Source organism: Streptomyces herbicida, from assembly GCF_032656585.1.
Taxonomy (GTDB): domain Bacteria; phylum Actinomycetota; class Actinomycetes; order Streptomycetales; family Streptomycetaceae; genus Streptomyces; species Streptomyces herbicida.
The window spans coordinates 92,261-106,957 of the sequence record NZ_JAUYWJ010000030.1; the positions used below are offsets into that span (position 1 = coordinate 92,261).

The window sequence follows — 14,697 nt, forward strand, 5'->3', positions numbered from 1 at the left end:
TCAGGGGGCCGAGCCTGAAATAGTTCCCCACGATGTTCGACATCCCTAGACTCCCTGTGATGGGGGTAACTCGGGGGACAACTCAGTGGGGCATGGAGTGCCGGAACTCGTACTGGAATCAAACGGACGGACCTGGACGCTCGATTCGTCCAGGACCTACACACTCGGACGCGATCCGCAGGGAGACATCGTGTTCGACGACGCCAGGGTCTCCTGGCGTCACGCCACAGTCAGCTTCAACGGGCGCAGTTGGGTCATCGAGGACCATGGCAGCACCAACGGCACGTTCGTACAGGGGCAGCGGATCGGTCAGATGGAGATCGGCCCCGGATCCGCCGTGCACCTCGGCAACGCGACCGACGGGCCGCGCCTGAACCTGTCCGGTGCCGCCGCCCAGCAGCAGCCGCAGGCCGCGCCGTACGCCGCGCAGGGCGCGAGCGCCGGCTGGGCGCAGCAGGCCCCGCCGCAGCAGCAGGCCCCGCAGGCCGGTTGGCAGCAGCCGCAGCAGGCCGCGCCGATTCCGCAGCAGCAGGGCGGGCCGGCCGAGCCGTACGCGCAGCAGGTGCCCGGTGGTGGCGCGGGGGCGCCGCCGGTCTACGGTGACCGCAGCCCGACCACGTTCCACCAGTTCTCCCTGGGTCGTGTGATGCGCATCGGCCGTGCCCTGGAGAACGAACTGGTCGTCTCCGACCTCCAGGTCTCCCGGCACCACGCCGAGTTCCACTCGACGCCCGACGGCCGCTTCGAGATCCGTGACCTGGGCTCGCACAACGGCACGTACGTCAACGGCCAGCCGATCGCCAAGGGCGGCTCGCAGCTGCTGGGCCCGACCGACATCGTCGGCGTCGGCCACTCTACGTTCCGTATCGTCGGCGACCGCCTCGAGGAGTTCGTCGACACCGGTGAGGTCTCCTTCTCCGCGCGGCATCTGACCGTCACGGTCGACGGCGGCAAGCAGATCCTGAAGGACGTCTCCTTCGGCGTCCCGGAGAAGTCGCTGATCGCGGTCATCGGCCCCTCCGGCTCCGGCAAGTCGACGCTGCTGAAGGCGCTCACCGGTTACCGGCCCGCCAACCAGGGCGACGTCCTCTACGACAACCGGAACCTGTACAAGCAGTTCGCCGAGCTGCGCCAGCGCATCGGTCTGGTCCCGCAGGACGACATCCTGCACAAGGAGCTGACCGTCAAGAAGGCCCTCAAGTACGCGGCCAAGCTGCGCTTCCCGGCCGACACCACGGCTGCCGAGCGCGAGTCCCGCATAGACGAGGTGCTGCGCGAGCTGAAGCTCGACATCCACAAGGAGAAGAAGGTCACCTCCCTCTCCGGCGGGCAGCGCAAGCGCGTCTCGGTGGCCCTGGAACTGCTCACCAAGCCGTCGCTGATCTTCCTCGACGAGCCGACCTCGGGCCTCGACCCGGGCATGGACCGCGATGTCATGCAGCTGCTGCGCGGCCTCGCCGACGACGGCCGTACGGTCCTCGTCGTCACCCACTCCGTGGCCGAGCTGGCGCTGTGCGACAAGCTGCTCGTGATGGCACCGGGTGGTTCGGTCGCCTACTTCGGCCCGCCGGAGGAGGCGCTGAACTTCTTCGGCTACGACACCTGGGCCGATGTCTTCTCCGCCTTCGAGAACTACCGCGACTACGACTGGGCGGGCCGCTGGAAGGGCTCGCAGCACTACCAGATGTACGCCGCGGACATCGACGCCGTTGCGCCGCAGGCCGTACAGATGCCTCCGATGCAGGCGATGAAGCCGCCGAAGCCGCAGGGCTGGATGTCGCAGTTCGTCACACTGGTACGCCGCTATGTGTCGGTGATCGCCTCCGACAAGGGCTTCCTGGCCCTGATGGTGATCCTGCCGGCCGTGCTCGGCGCGGTGAGCCTGCTCATCGACTCCGACAAGGGCCTGCTGCCCAACCCGGCCAACCCGCAGACCGGCCGGATCATCCCGAACGGCACGGCAACGACGGTCCTGCTGATCCTCGCGGTCGGCGCCTGCTTCGCGGGTGCCGCGAACTCGGTCCGTGAGCTGATCAAGGAACGAGTGATCTACGAGCGGGAGCGCGCGACCGGCCTGTCCCGCTCGGCGTACCTGATGTCCAAGGTGTTCGTGCTCGGCATGATCACCGTGTTCCAGGGCCTGCTGGTCGGTGTGATCGGCTTCACCAGCCGTGAGATCCCGAAGGAGGGCCTGGTCCTCGGCAAGGCGACGATCGTCGAGCTGTCCGTGCCGATCATGGCGCTCGGCTTCACCTCGATGATGTTCGGCCTGATCATCTCCTCGCTGGTGAAGACGTCCGAGAAGACCATGCCGCTGCTGGTCATGTTCGCGATCATCCAGGTCGTGTTCACGGGCTGTCTGTTCACGCTGCACGGCTCGATCGGCGTCAACGAGTTCTCGTATCTGATGCCGTCCCGCTGGGCGGTCGCGGCCGCGGGTGCCACGCTGGACTTCAACAAGATCAGCCCGCCCAAGGACGGCGCAGGCACCGACCCGCTGTGGGACCACACCGTCGGCGCCTGGGGCGTGGACATGGCCGCCCTGATCGCCCTCGGTGTGATCTGCGGCTTCTTCGTGGCCCGCTTCCTGCGCCGCCACGAGCCCGAGGTCATGCGCAAGTAACCGGGCCCGTACGACGCCGAAGGGCGGCACCCCGGCTGGGGGTGCCGCCCTTCGGCGTACGCGAGAAGAGGTCCGCGCGGCCTCAGTACGCGCTGTTGACGTTGTCCATCGAGCCGTACTTGTCGGCCGCGTAGTTGCAGGCGGCCGTGATGTTGGCGACCGGGTCGTAGATGTTCCACGAGGTGCCGGGCACGTGGTACGCGTTGAAGGTCGGCGGGATGACCTGGAGCAGGCCCTTCGACGGGATGCCGTTGATGGCGTTGATGTCCCAGTCGTTGATGGCCATCGGGTTGCCGGAGGACTCCCGCATGATGTTGCGGTGCAGGCCGCTGTACGAGCCCGGGATGCCCTTGGCCTTCATGATGTCCAGGGACTCACGGATCCAGCCGTCCAGGTTGTTGGCGTAGGACTTCGCGGGCTTGGCCGCGGCACGCTCGACGGTCCGGCTCGCGGCCTGCTTGGCGGAGCGCTCCTGGGCGGCCTTCTTGGCGGCCTCGGCGACAGCCTTCGCCTTGGCGGCGGTCTCGGCCTGCTTCTTGGCGAGCGCGTCGGCGGCGGCCTTCTTCTGCGCCGCGATCTCCTGGATCTTGACCGTCTGGGTGGCGAGCTGGTCGGTGACCGAGCCCTTGACGTCCTTGATCTGCTCGGTGCTGTACGCCACCCGGGCCTCGGCGGAGGGAGCCCCGGTCGTGATCGTCTCGGCGCTGCTGGGAACCGCCGAGAAGGCGATGGCGGCGGTACCGAGGGCGGCGACGCCGGCGATCGCGATCTTGTGGTGCTTGGTCAGGCGACGACTGAGACCACGAGTGTTGGTGTTCTTGTGCATGGCAGATGGACCTCTTCGAATAGCGCGGAGTCGCCTTCTGTCCGACGGCGGACCGGGTCCGGCCCGTACGAACGCCGCGGGGCGAAAACCCGCGGCGTCCGGCGACGAGAGCAATTCTTAGCGGCCGCAAAATCTCGTGGCAAAGGTGTGACGTACGACCCTGGATAGTGGATCGGGGAAGGGCAAAATGGGACAGACTGGAACGTCTGCCCCGTTCGGGACGCGGTGGTTTATCTCCTATGTCCGTTCGTACGTGATCCGCACCCTATGCGCGGGCTCACATCGCGGATGAGGTTTCCTCACCCAAAGTTGCCAAAGCAACGCTCTGTGTCAGGGCTCTCCTCCGGCAGGATGAGATGCACGTCGCCGAACTCGTGCCACAGATAGAGCCCGCGCAGCGCCTCCTCGTAGCTGCGGTCGACCGCCGCCCGCCCCGCGATCGCCTCCAGCATCAGCAGATGCGAGGCCTCCGGCTCGTGCAGCCCGGTCAGCAGCCCGTCGACCACCCGCACCCCCCGCTCGGGCGTCACCACGAGATCGGTCCACCCCTCGGCCGCACGCACGGTCCCGTCCGCCCCGGCCGCCGACTCCACCGCCCGCACCGCCGTCGTACCGACCGCGACCACCCGGCCGTCCCCGGCCCGCACGTTGTTGATCAGCCGCGCCGACGCCTCGGGCACCGCGTACCGCTCCGGATACGGCGGCTCGTGCGCCTCCGCCGACGCCACCCCGGTGTGCAGCATGACCGGCGCGAACTGCACACCCCGGCTCACCAGCTCCGCCACCAGCCGCGGTGTGAAGGGACGGGCGGCACTCGGCATCTCCGCGCTGCCCGTCCCGTCGGCCGACGGCAGGGCGAACACCGTCTGATACACGGACAACGGCTGATCCCGCTCCGTATAGGAGTAGCGAATGGGCCGCCCGTGCTCCCGCAGCAGCCCGGTCACCTCCGCCCCGGCCACCCGCGCCCACCAGAGCCGCTCGCCCCGTGGGCTCAGCGGCTCCTCCAGAGTCAGCCGCGCACTCCCGGGAAGCCGTACCTCCGTCCCCGCGGGCCCTCCCGTCCCTCTCCCGCCACCACCCTTCCAAGAAGCGCTTCGCGCCCCGCTTGAGCCACGCGCGCGCGTGGTGCCCCGCCCGTCCGGATCCCGCAGCTCGACCGCCCACCGCCCGTCATCCCCGAGCGTGGAGAAGTGCACCACCACGCGCGCGTGCCCGATCCGCCCGTCCACCGCGGCAGCCAGCGTGGGCGAGGTGTTCACCACCAGCAGGTCCCCGGCCCGCAGCAGCCGCGGCAGCGCCGCGAACACGTGGTGCGACACCTCGGTCCCGCGCGACACCAGCAGCCGTACGGAATCCCGCCCCAGCCCCGGCCCGCGCTGCTCGGCGGGCACCCGCGCCGACAGCTCCTCGGGCACGCGCAGCGCCAGCGTCATCGCCCCTCCAGCAGGGAGGGCGCCCCATAGCGGCCGCTCGCCGGACGCTCGTCCAGCAGCCGCAGAAAGGCGGGCACCACACCCGCCGGCTCCGGCCGTGGATCCTCGTCGTCCGGTACGGCCGCCGCATACAGCTCCGTGGCCATGTCCCCGGGGTCGACCGCCCACACCCGCAGCCCTGGCTCCTCCTCGGCGAGCACCGCCGCGAGCTGGTCCAGGGCCGCCTTGGACGCCCCGTAGCCGCCCCAGGTCTCATACGCCTCGGCGGCCGCGTCCGAGCTGACCGCGACCACCGCGCCCGCCGGGGACTCCCGCAGCAGCGGCAGCGCCTCCTGGACCAGGCCCAGCGCGGCCACCACATTCACCTCCAGCGCCCGCCGCAGCCCCTTCAGGGGCAGCTCCGCCAGTCGCACCAGCGGCTCGGCGCCCAGCGCGCTGGCGTTGTTCACCAGCAGATCGATACCGCCCAGCTTCCACGCCGCCGCCACCAGCTCGGCCCGGTGCCCCGCGTCCGTGACGTCCCCCGGCAGCGCCTCGACCCGCGTGCCGTGCCCGGACACGGCCGCGGCCGCCGCCGTGAGCGCCTCGGCGCCCCGGGCGTCGAGCACCAGATCCCAGCCGCGCGCGGCCAGCGCCTCGGCGAGCGCCCGTCCCAGGCCCTTCGAGGCCCCCGTGATGATCGCTACCGGCATGACAACCGTCCCCTCTGCCGCGCCGTCCTTCGATCGGCGGTGGCATCAACCTAGGAACGGGACCGCCCCGGCCGCCTCGGACGCGGGGCGCAGACCGGCGCGGTCCTTCGCCCTAAGCCGCACGTCCGGGGCCGGAGACCTACGACACGGGGACTAGGGCCACCGGCCCAGGCCGGGCCGCCACTGGTCCGATCCGCACTGTCACACCCCGCCGGTACCGTGAGGTCATGAGTCAAGGCCCCCGGTCCGGCCTCGCCGCGGTGAGTTCCGCGCTGCTGGCCATGAGCAGGCACCTGGAGGTGCGCGACGTCCTCAAGACGATCGTCGCCTCGGCCCGTGAGCTGCTCGACGCGCAGTACGCCGCCCTCGGCGTCCCGGACGACCACGGCGGCTTCGCCCAGTTCGTCGTCGACGGGATCAGCGACGAGCAGTGGAAGGCCATCGGCCCGCTCCCGCGTCAGCACGGCATCCTCGCCGCGATGCTCCAGGAGGCGCGGCCGGAGCGCCTCGCCGATGTGCGCAAGGACCCGCGCTTCGAGGGCTGGCCGGCCGCCCACCCCGAGATGTCCGACTTCCTCGGCCTGCCGATCCGTGACGGCGACGAGATCATCGGGGCGCTGTTCCTGGCGAACAAGCTGCGCCCGGTGGGGGGACACCCCCCGAGTCCCGAGCCCGAGGGAAGCTGCGGCTTCACGGAGGAGGACGAGGAGCTGCTGGCCATCCTCGCCCAGCACGCCGCGATCGCCCTCACCAACGCGCGCCTGTACGAGCGCAGCCGCGAGCTGACGATCTCCGAGGAGCGCTCCCGGCTCGCCCACGAACTGCACGACGCGGTGAGCCAGAAGCTGTTCTCCCTGCGCCTGACGGCCCAGGCGGCCGCGGCCCTGGTCGACCGCGACCCGTCCCGCGCCAAGGGCGAGCTGCACCAGGTGGCCCGGCTCGCTGCCGAGGCCGCCGACGAACTGCGCTCCGCCGTGGTCGAGTTGCGCCCCGCCGCGCTCGAAGAGGACGGCCTGGTCGCCACCCTGCGCACCCAGATCCACGTCCTCGACCGCGCCCACAGCGCACGCGTGTCCTTCGCCTCGAACGGCTTCCGCGCCCTGCCCGCCGCACAGGAGGAGGCACTGCTGCGCGTCGCCCAGGAGGCCCTGCACAACGCTCTGCGGCACTCCGGGGCGAAGCATGTGGACGTCACCCTGGGCCGCCGCGCCTCGGGAGCCGTCCTGTGCGTCGCCGACGACGGCAGCGGCTTCGAGCCGACGTCGATCCGCCGTGCGGGACGTCATCTGGGACTGGTCTCGATGCGGGACCGGGCGGCCGGGGTGGGCGGCTCGCTCACGGTGGAGTCCGCGCCCGGCAAGGGCACCACGATCGAGATGGAGGTCCCCGGTGGCTGACGCAATCAGGGTGCTGCTGGTCGACGACCACCAGGTCGTCCGCCGCGGCCTGCGCACCTTCCTGGAGGTGCAGGACGACATCGAGGTCGTCGGCGAGGCGGCCGACGGCACCGAAGGGATCGCCCGCGCCGAGGAACTCAAGCCCGACGTGGTCCTCATGGACGTCAAGATGCCGGGCATGGACGGCATCGACGCGCTGCGCAGGCTCCGCGAACTCGACAACCCCGCGCGCGTGCTCATCGTCACCAGCTTCACCGAGCAGCGCACGGTGGTCCCGGCCCTGCGCGCGGGCGCCGCCGGATACGTCTACAAGGACGTGGACCCCGACGCGCTGGCCGGCGCCATCCGCTCGGTGCACGCCGGGCACATCCTCCTCCAGCCGGAGGTGGCCGGCGTGCTGCTCTCCCAGGAGGAGGCCAACTCGGGCCAGATCAGGGGAGGTTCGCTCACCGAGCGGGAGCGCGAGGTGCTGGGCCTGATAGCGGACGGCCGCTCCAACCGCGAGATCGCCCGCGCCCTCGTCCTGTCCGAGAAGACCGTCAAGACGCACGTCTCGAACATCCTGATGAAACTCGACCTCGCGGACCGGACCCAGGCGGCGCTGTGGGCCGTTCGTCACGGTGTGACAGGGTGAGATTCATACCGTCGGGGGAATGTCACCCGGACGGCGCACCCTCCGGCGATCTCCGCCGTTCTCCAGTGCGTGCTGCGGCGACTGCCGCGGCGATCGCCAAGGAGGGGTTGAAAGTGAAGAACCTGAAGAAGGCAGCGGCCGTGACGATGGTGGCCGGCGGCCTGCTGGCAGCCGGTGCCGGAATGGCCTCCGCCACGAACGGCTCGTGGGCCGGCGGCGAGGCCAAGGGCTCTCCGGGCGTCGTCTCGGGCAATGTCATCCAGGCCCCGGTGCACGTCCCGGTGAACGTGGTGGGCAACAGCGTGAACGTCATCGGCGCCCTGAACCCGGCCTTCGGCAACGTGGGCCTCAACCACTGAGCCCACCCGCCTACCTCCGGCCTCCCGACACCTCACCGGGAGGCCGGTCACTTGTCGGCGCAGGTCGGTACGGGGGTCCGGGGGCAGTGCCCCCAGGCGGCCCACGCCGACGCCGATCACCACCGACCGGCGCTCACCGCCCGCGCCCCCGCTCCCGTTCCTCGACAATGGAGTTGTACGCCGCGACCTGCGCCCGCCGCGCCGTCCGCTCAACCGGCCGCAGCGCGGCCCCCCGCGCCGCCATCTCCGACGCGCTCACCGCGCCCCCGTGGCCGTTCTCATGGGCGAGGGAAATCAGCAGCCCCACCCGCTGAGCCAGCTCCAACACCCGCACCGCCCGCGGGGGATACCCCGGCGCCAGCACCTCGTTCCCCCGCTCGGCCCGGGCCCGGTACGCATCGATCGCCGCCTCCGCCACCGGCCCCGACCCCGCGACGTCCAGCCGCGAGAGCACCGCCGTCGCGTCCCGCAGGGCCTCCGCCAGCTCACGCTCGGCCTCGCCCAACGACGGCACATCGGCGGGCGGCGCCTCCCGCACCGGCAGACAGTGCCAGACCACCTCGGCATGCACATCGCCGGCGGGCCCGGCCTCGTACAGTTCGGGCACCAGCCCGAACGGGGCGTCGTGGCAGATCACCGCCTCCTCGGCCGCCAGCGCCCGAGCGTTGAACTCCGGCGGCCCGCTCAGCCCCAGCGGATGCCCCGGCGCGGGCAGCGCCACCCGCAGCCCGGTCACCCCGAGCGTCCGCAGCCGCCCCAGCGCCAGCGTGAGTCCGACCGGCGCCGACTCGTCCGGCAGTCCCTCCACCCGGTGCACCGCGTCGTCGCCGACGATGGCGAGTACGGCGTCATCCGGAGAGACAAGTCCGGCCAATAGGGCGTTTCCCCAAGCGGCGAGGCGTCCTGAACGCGGTTCCGAGAGCATGCCCCCACCCTAAGGACCGGACCGATGGAATGGACCGAGCCACCGGTGGCGTAGATTTCGTAGGGGCTGCGCCCACCGGCGCGGCGGACCGAGCCACAGGCGTACGCGACAGCCGAGACCGGCCACACTGCAAGGGGAGACAACGCGCTCATGAGCGATGTTCTGGAGCTTCAGGACGTATCCGTGGTCCGCGAGGGCCGGGCTCTGGTGGACCAGGTCTCCTGGTCGGTGAAGGAGGGCGAGCGCTGGGTCATCCTCGGCCCCAACGGCGCCGGCAAGACCACCCTGCTGAACGTCGCCTCCAGCTACCTCTACCCCAGCAAGGGCACCGCCAGCATCCTCGGCGAGACCCTCGGCACACCCGGCACCGACGTCTTCGAGCTGCGCCCGCGCATCGGCATGGCCGGCATCGCCATGGCCGACAAGCTCCCCAAGCGCCAGACCGTCCTCGAGACCGTACTGACCGCCGCGTACGGCATGACCGCGCACTGGCAGGAGGACTACGAGGAGGTGGACGAGCAGCGTGCCCGCGCTTTCCTCGACCGCCTCGGCATGAGCGACTACCTGGAGCGCAAGTTCGGCACGCTCTCCGAGGGCGAGCGCAAGCGCACCCTCATCGCCCGCGCCCTGATGACCGACCCCGAGTTGCTCCTGCTCGACGAGCCCGCCGCCGGCCTCGACCTCGGCGGCCGCGAGGACCTGGTCCGCCGCCTCGGCCGCCTCGCCCGCGACCCGATCGCCCCCTCCATGATCATGGTCACCCACCATGTCGAGGAGATCGCCCCCGGCTTCACCCACGTCCTCATGATCCGCCAGGGCAAGGTCCTCGCCGCGGGCCCGCTGGAGCTCGAACTCACCTCGCGCAACCTCTCGCTCTGCTTCGGCCTCCCGCTCGTCGTGGAACAAGTCGGAGACCGCTGGACCGCGCAGGGCCTGCCGCTGTCCTGACCCCCTTTGCGCCCTGTCCGCGGAACGACCCACGGTTCTAACATGACCATGTGAACGACATCGACGCCTGGGTGTGGTGGCTCGTCGGCGCTGCAGCGCTCGGAATCCCGCTCGTGGTCACGGCGATGCCGGAGTTCGGCATGCTCGCCGTGGGCGCCGTCGCGGCCGCGGCCGTCGCGGGCCTCGGCTTCGACGTCGTGGTCCAAGTACTCGTCTTCGTCGTCGTCTCGGTCGCTCTCATCGCCGTGGTACGGCCCATCGCGGCCCGGCACAGCGTCCAACGTCCCCAACTCGCCACGGGCGTAGAGGCGTTGAAGGGCAAGCAGGCCGTCGTACTGGAACGCGTCGACGGCGCCGGCGGCCGCATCAAGCTCGCCGGGGAGATCTGGTCGGCGCGTTCGCTCGACACCGGCCGCGCCTACGAAGTGGGGCAGGAGGTCGACGTCGTGGACATCGAGGGGGCAACCGCGATCGTCATCTGACCTCGCAGGACTCAACTGAACCGAACACCCCACGAGTTGCGCGACGGTCTGTCAGACTCGTCCAGCAAGATCTTCAACAGCCATAAGATCTGCCGAAGGCGCCGAGGCGGAGAAGGGTACGGGGAGCCACGATGGAACCGGTCATCATCGTATTGATCATTCTGGTGGTGTTGGTCTTCATCGCCCTGATCAAGACGATCCAGGTCATCCCACAGGCCAGCGCGGCCATCGTCGAGCGCTTCGGCCGCTACACACGGACGCTCAACGCGGGCCTCAACATCGTGGTCCCGTTCATCGACACCATCCGCAACCGCATCGACCTGCGCGAACAGGTCGTGCCGTTCCCGCCGCAGCCGGTGATCACCCAGGACAACCTGGTCGTGAACATCGACACGGTCATCTACTACCAGGTCACCGACGCGCGGGCGGCCACGTACGAGGTCGCCAGCTACATCCAGGCGATCGAGCAGCTCACCGTCACCACGCTCCGCAACATCATCGGCGGCATGGACCTGGAGCGCACCCTGACCTCCCGCGAGGAGATCAACGCGGCCCTGCGCGGCGTGCTCGACGAGGCCACCGGCAAGTGGGGCATCCGCGTCAACCGCGTCGAGCTCAAGGCCATCGAGCCGCCCACCTCCATCCAGGACTCGATGGAGAAGCAGATGCGCGCCGACCGTGACAAGCGCGCCGCGATCCTCACCGCGGAAGGTACGCGCCAGGCCGCCATCCTCACCGCCGAGGGTGAGAAGCAGTCCCAGATCCTGCGCGCCGAGGGTGAGGCCAAGGCCGCCGCCCTGCGCGCCGAGGGTGAAGCCCAGGCCGTCCGCACGGTCTTCGAGGCGATCCACGCCGGAGATCCCGACCAGAAGCTGCTCAGCTACCAGTACCTGCAGATGCTCCCGAAGATCGCCGAGGGCGACGCCAACAAGCTCTGGATCGTCCCCAGCGAGATCGGTGACGCCCTCAAGGGCCTGTCCGGCGCCATGGGCAACTTCGGTCCCCTGGCGGGTGGTTCGGGCGGCGGCGGGACCTCCGTCCCGCAGCAGAACAACGGCAGTGAGCGCCGCGAGAAGCCGTCGATCGACTGAGGCATCCGTGACACGAAGAGGGGCTCGCCCTCCCGGGAAGGCGAGCCCCTCTCACATACCGGCTACGCGGCCGGCTGGGACAGCCACTCCGGCAGCGCCTGGAAGTCCTCCTGCCCCAGCGCCAGCAGCATCGCGTCCTGGGGCGTCGGCTCGAACGGCTGCCGCAGCAGCGGCATGCCCGCCTGCTCCGGAGTCCGGTCGGCCTTGCGGTGGTTGTCCTCCGCGCACGAGGCGACCGTGTTCAGCCACGAGTCCGCGCCACCCTGCGCCCGCGGCACCACATGGTCCACGGTCGTCGCCCGCCGCCCGCAGTACGCGCACCTGTGCCTGTCCCGCACCAGCACACCCCGCCTCGACCACGGCGCTTGTCTTCGGAACGGCACCCGTACATACCTGCACAGCCTGATCACCCGGGGCGCGGGTATGTCCACATCGGCACCCCGCATACGCAGTTCGGGGTGGGCCTGCTCGACGACGGCCTTGTCCTGCAGCACCAGAACGACAGCTCGGTTCAGCGTCACCGTCGACAGCGGCTCGAAGCTCGCGTTCAGCACCAGCGTGTCCCGCATCCAGCCCACCTCCCGTGTGCACCTGCCCACCCCCCGGCGGGCTTGGATCAACTCTGGACGGGCGCGCCGAGATGGACAACGCAATAAAAAATGCCCGCCTCTGATCACTTCCAAGACCGGAGGCGGGCAAACGTTCAATGAACGCTGGGCTGAATCGACGCCGAGTCAGCCCTCGGCGGGGTTCTCGTACTCACCGATGAGCTGGGCACGCGCGATCGCGTGGAACCGCAGATTGAAACCGACGACGGCCGGAGAGGCGTCGGAATCCGGACCGAGCTTCTCCTGGTCCACGGCGTACACCGTGAAGACGTACCGGTGCGGCCCGTCCCCGGGCGGCGGAGCGGCACCGCCGAAGTCCTTCGACCCGTAGTCGTTGCGCGCGTGCACCGCACCCTCGGGCAGACCCTCGAACTTGCCGCTGCCCGCGCCCACCGGCAGCTCGGTCACGGAGGCCGGGATGTCGAACAGGACCCAGTGCCAGAAACCGCTGCCGGTCGGGGCGTCCGGGTCGTAGCAGGTCACGGCGAAGCTCTTGGTCTCGGCCGGGAACCCCTCCCACCGCAGCTGCGGGGAGGTGTTGCCGGCCGCGTAGACCTGAGCGTCCTTGAGCCTCGCGTTCGGCTCGACGTCCTCGCTCGTCACCGTGAACGACGGCACGGGCGGGTGGAAGTCATGGGGGAGCGGCCGCCGCTTGAGCTCGGTCACCTCGGTACCTCCTGATCGGTTCCTTCAGTAGGACCCGAGCCTAGAACCAGTTGCGCTTGCTGCCGACCTCGGACAGCCACTGGTTGAGGTATGCCGCCCAGTCGGTCCCGTGGAAGTCGTGCAGACCCACCTGGAAGGACCGGAAGGTGTCCGAGCCCTCGCTGAACAGACCCGGCTTCTTGTCCATTTCCAGGATGACGTCCATGGCGTGCTCGTCCGCCACGAAGCTCAGCTCCACCTGGTTCAGGCCCCGGTACTGCGACGGCGGGTAGAACTCGATCTCCTGGTAGAACGGCAGCCGCTGCCGCGTGCCCCGGATGTGACCGCGCTCCATGTCGGCGTTCTTGAAGCGGAAGCCCAGCTGGATGAACGCGTCCAGGATCGCCTTCTGCGCCGGCAGCGGGTGCACGTTGACGGGGTCCAGGTCACCGGAGTCCACCGCGCGGGCGATCTCCAGCTCGGTGGTCACACCGATGTGCATGCCGCGCAGCGCCTGCCCGTCGATCATCGTGATCGGCGTCTCCCAGGGGATCTCCAGCCCGAACGGAACGGCGTGCACGGCACCGGCCTGCAGCTGGAAGGCACCGCCGAGCCGCACCTTGGTGAACTCGATGTTCTGCTTGTACTCCTGGTCGCCGCTCTCCACCTCGACCTGCGCCTGCAGGCCCACGGACAGCCCCTCGATGTCCTGGTTCACGGACCCGCCCTGGATCCGCACCTCACCCTGGACGACGCCACCCGGGACGACGTTGACCTCGGTCAGCACCGTCTCGACCGAAGCCCCGCCGGCGCCCAGACTCGCGAGCAGCTTCTTGAACCCCATGACTCTCCCTTTACGTATGGATCCCTGATCCCTACAAACGCGATCCGGACGCGGCCGGTTCCGCGCCACACCCTGGCAAGCGGGGGATCCTTTGACCACCCCTTGGCACAGACACGTCTGGACTACGCTCGTACGACATGATCGTGCCCCCGGACCGTACGCCACTGCACAGGACGTTCTTCGACCGCCCTGTGCTGGAAGTCGCCCCCGACCTCCTCGGCCGGATCCTCGTACGGCACACCCCGGACGGACCGATCGCGGTGCGCCTCACGGAGGTCGAGGCATACGACGGCCCGAACGACCCCGGCTCACACGCCTATCGCGGCCGCTCACCCCGCAACGACGTGATGTTCGGTCCGCCCGGACACGTGTACGTCTACTTCACCTACGGCATGTGGCACTGCATGAACCTCGTCTGCGGTCCGGACGGCTCGGCGAGCGCAGTCCTGCTCCGCGCGGGAGAGATCCTCGAGGGCGCCGCGCTCGCGCGTAAACGTCGACTCTCGGCCCGAAATGACAAGGAACTGGCCAAAGGACCGGCACGCCTGGCCACAGCCCTGGACGTGGACCGCGCACTCGACGGCACGGATGCGTGCGCCTCCGGCGAGACGCCACTGAGGATGCTCACCGGCACCTCGGTGCCCCCCGACCAGGTACGCAACGGCCCTCGCACGGGTGTGGCCGGCGACGGGGGCATCCACCCCTGGCGTTTCTGGGTCGCCAACGACCCGACTGTGAGCCCCTATCGGGCCCACGTCCCCAGGCGCCGCTCAAGTTGACGCGTCCCTGGAAGGTGCGTAATGTAGCCCGAGCCGCTGAACCGGGTACGGCAATCGCCAGCAGCCGGAGCGGCCAACCCACTACCTGCTACATCCCCTCGACCGGGGTGAATTTCGGCGTGCCCGCATGCCCGAATTCAAGCCCGCGGAACTCGATTATGAGTTGCCGAGCGGATCGGCTAACGTAGTGAATGTCGAAAGGCCGACAAGCGAAAGCCGGAAGCCCCAGACAAATCCCGCCGACCGGGAATCGGACGCCGAAAGGATCTGATAGAGTCGGAAACACCGAAGGGAAGCGCCCGGAGGAAAGCCCGAGAGGGTGAGTACAAAGGAAGCGTCCGTTCCTTGAGAACTCAACAGCGTGCCAAAAGTCAACGCCAGATATGTTGATACCCCGTCCGTCGGACA

Annotated in this window: 15 protein-coding genes; 8 read left to right on the top strand and 7 right to left on the bottom strand. The window is 69.6% G+C overall.

Translation table 11 applies throughout. The features are described 5' to 3' along the window. Positions 1-85: 85 nt before the first annotated feature. Entirely contained in the window at positions 86-2,623 is a 2,538-nt protein-coding gene (locus Q8A52_RS42330; protein ID WP_316762354.1) for an ABC transporter ATP-binding protein/permease, read from the top strand. An 82-nt stretch (positions 2,624-2,705) separates the two neighbouring features. Here the strand turns inward: Q8A52_RS42330 and Q8A52_RS42335 are convergent, their stop codons facing one another. The 3 genes from Q8A52_RS42335 to Q8A52_RS42345 all read right to left on the bottom strand — a co-directional run bounded on the left by Q8A52_RS42335 (position 2,706) and on the right by Q8A52_RS42345 (position 5,577). Next, entirely contained in the window at positions 2,706-3,449 is a 744-nt protein-coding gene (locus tag Q8A52_RS42335; protein WP_316762356.1) for a transglycosylase SLT domain-containing protein, read from the bottom strand. Positions 3,450-3,748: 299 nt separating this feature from the next. Then, positions 3,749-4,885, bottom strand: a complete 1,137-nt coding sequence (locus tag Q8A52_RS42340; RefSeq protein ID WP_316762358.1) for an S-adenosylmethionine:tRNA ribosyltransferase-isomerase — start codon at positions 4,883-4,885, stop codon at positions 3,749-3,751. Further along, a complete protein-coding gene (locus Q8A52_RS42345; RefSeq protein WP_316762360.1) occupies positions 4,882-5,577 on the bottom strand; it encodes an SDR family NAD(P)-dependent oxidoreductase in 696 nt (231 codons plus the stop codon). Before Q8A52_RS42345 ends, Q8A52_RS42340 begins: the two co-directional genes overlap by 4 nt. Positions 5,578-5,804: 227 nt before the next feature. Here Q8A52_RS42345 and Q8A52_RS42350 point away from each other — a divergent pair, with 227 nt between their 5' ends. The 3 genes from Q8A52_RS42350 (at position 5,805) to Q8A52_RS42360 (ending at position 7,967) form a co-directional block, all read left to right on the top strand. After that, positions 5,805-6,974: a GAF domain-containing sensor histidine kinase gene (locus Q8A52_RS42350; protein ID WP_316762361.1), complete on the top strand. Its 1,170-nt coding sequence runs from the start codon at positions 5,805-5,807 to the stop codon at positions 6,972-6,974. Further along, positions 6,967-7,608 (top strand): response regulator transcription factor, encoded by a 642-nt coding sequence (locus Q8A52_RS42355; RefSeq protein WP_316762364.1) that lies wholly within the window; start codon positions 6,967-6,969, stop codon positions 7,606-7,608. The genes Q8A52_RS42350 and Q8A52_RS42355 overlap by 8 nt, the downstream gene beginning before the upstream one ends. A 113-nt stretch (positions 7,609-7,721) precedes the next feature. Continuing rightward, positions 7,722-7,967, top strand: coding sequence for a chaplin (locus Q8A52_RS42360; protein ID WP_316762366.1), 246 nt, complete (start codon positions 7,722-7,724; stop codon positions 7,965-7,967). A gap of 133 nt (positions 7,968-8,100) precedes the next feature. Here Q8A52_RS42360 and Q8A52_RS42365 read toward each other — a convergent pair whose 3' ends face one another. Further along, positions 8,101-8,892, bottom strand: coding sequence for a hypothetical protein (locus Q8A52_RS42365; RefSeq protein ID WP_316762369.1), 792 nt, complete (start codon positions 8,890-8,892; stop codon positions 8,101-8,103). A 150-nt stretch (positions 8,893-9,042) separates the two neighbouring features. On the opposite strand from Q8A52_RS42365, the gene Q8A52_RS42370 reads away from it, so the two are divergent. The 3 genes from Q8A52_RS42370 to Q8A52_RS42380 all read left to right on the top strand — a co-directional run bounded on the left by Q8A52_RS42370 (position 9,043) and on the right by Q8A52_RS42380 (position 11,413). Further along, positions 9,043-9,840: an ABC transporter ATP-binding protein gene (locus Q8A52_RS42370; RefSeq protein WP_316762372.1), complete on the top strand. Its 798-nt coding sequence runs from the start codon at positions 9,043-9,045 to the stop codon at positions 9,838-9,840. Positions 9,841-9,890: 50 nt separating this feature from the next. Next, positions 9,891-10,322 carry an NfeD family protein gene (locus Q8A52_RS42375; protein ID WP_316762374.1) on the top strand — a complete coding sequence of 144 codons (432 nt, stop codon included), beginning with the start codon at positions 9,891-9,893 and terminating at the stop codon, positions 10,320-10,322. 131 nt (positions 10,323-10,453) lie between these two features. Next, positions 10,454-11,413, top strand: a complete 960-nt coding sequence (locus tag Q8A52_RS42380) for an SPFH domain-containing protein (RefSeq protein ID WP_316762376.1) — start codon at positions 10,454-10,456, stop codon at positions 11,411-11,413. A gap of 62 nt (positions 11,414-11,475) precedes the next feature. Here Q8A52_RS42380 and Q8A52_RS42385 read toward each other — a convergent pair whose 3' ends face one another. From Q8A52_RS42385 to Q8A52_RS42395, 3 genes are all read right to left on the bottom strand, one after another. Further along, positions 11,476-11,982 carry an HNH endonuclease gene (locus Q8A52_RS42385; RefSeq protein WP_316762379.1) on the bottom strand — a complete coding sequence of 169 codons (507 nt, stop codon included), beginning with the start codon at positions 11,980-11,982 and terminating at the stop codon, positions 11,476-11,478. Between the two features lie 165 nt (positions 11,983-12,147). Beyond that, entirely contained in the window at positions 12,148-12,687 is a 540-nt protein-coding gene (locus Q8A52_RS42390) for a YbhB/YbcL family Raf kinase inhibitor-like protein (protein WP_316762381.1), read from the bottom strand. Between the two features lie 40 nt (positions 12,688-12,727). Further along, positions 12,728-13,510, bottom strand: a complete 783-nt coding sequence (locus Q8A52_RS42395) for a sporulation protein (protein WP_316762383.1) — start codon at positions 13,508-13,510, stop codon at positions 12,728-12,730. Positions 13,511-13,647: 137 nt separating this feature from the next. Between Q8A52_RS42395 and Q8A52_RS42400 the strand changes: the two genes are divergently transcribed. Further along, on the top strand, positions 13,648-14,289 hold the full coding sequence (locus Q8A52_RS42400; protein WP_316762385.1) for a DNA-3-methyladenine glycosylase: 642 nt from the start codon (positions 13,648-13,650) through the stop codon (positions 14,287-14,289). Positions 14,290-14,697 lie beyond the last annotated feature (408 nt).

Bases quoted from the DNA above. Each gene is read 5' to 3' on its own strand.
- Q8A52_RS42335 (WP_316762356.1), bottom strand. From the start codon at position 3,449: ATGCACAAGAACACCAACACTCGTGGTCTCAGTCGTCGCCTGACCAAG.
- Q8A52_RS42340 (WP_316762358.1), bottom strand. From the start codon at position 4,885: ATGACGCTGGCGCTGCGCGTGCCCGAGGAGCTGTCGGCGCGGGTGCCC.
- Q8A52_RS42345 (WP_316762360.1), bottom strand. From the start codon at position 5,577: ATGCCGGTAGCGATCATCACGGGGGCCTCGAAGGGCCTGGGACGGGCG.
- Q8A52_RS42350 (WP_316762361.1), top strand. From the start codon at position 5,805: ATGAGTCAAGGCCCCCGGTCCGGCCTCGCCGCGGTGAGTTCCGCGCTG.
- Q8A52_RS42365 (WP_316762369.1), bottom strand. From the start codon at position 8,892: ATGCTCTCGGAACCGCGTTCAGGACGCCTCGCCGCTTGGGGAAACGCC.
- Q8A52_RS42370 (WP_316762372.1), top strand. From the start codon at position 9,043: ATGAGCGATGTTCTGGAGCTTCAGGACGTATCCGTGGTCCGCGAGGGC.
- Q8A52_RS42380 (WP_316762376.1), top strand. From the start codon at position 10,454: ATGGAACCGGTCATCATCGTATTGATCATTCTGGTGGTGTTGGTCTTC.
- Q8A52_RS42385 (WP_316762379.1), bottom strand. From the start codon at position 11,982: ATGCGGGACACGCTGGTGCTGAACGCGAGCTTCGAGCCGCTGTCGACG.
- Q8A52_RS42395 (WP_316762383.1), bottom strand. From the start codon at position 13,510: ATGGGGTTCAAGAAGCTGCTCGCGAGTCTGGGCGCCGGCGGGGCTTCG.
- Q8A52_RS42400 (WP_316762385.1), top strand. From the start codon at position 13,648: ATGATCGTGCCCCCGGACCGTACGCCACTGCACAGGACGTTCTTCGAC.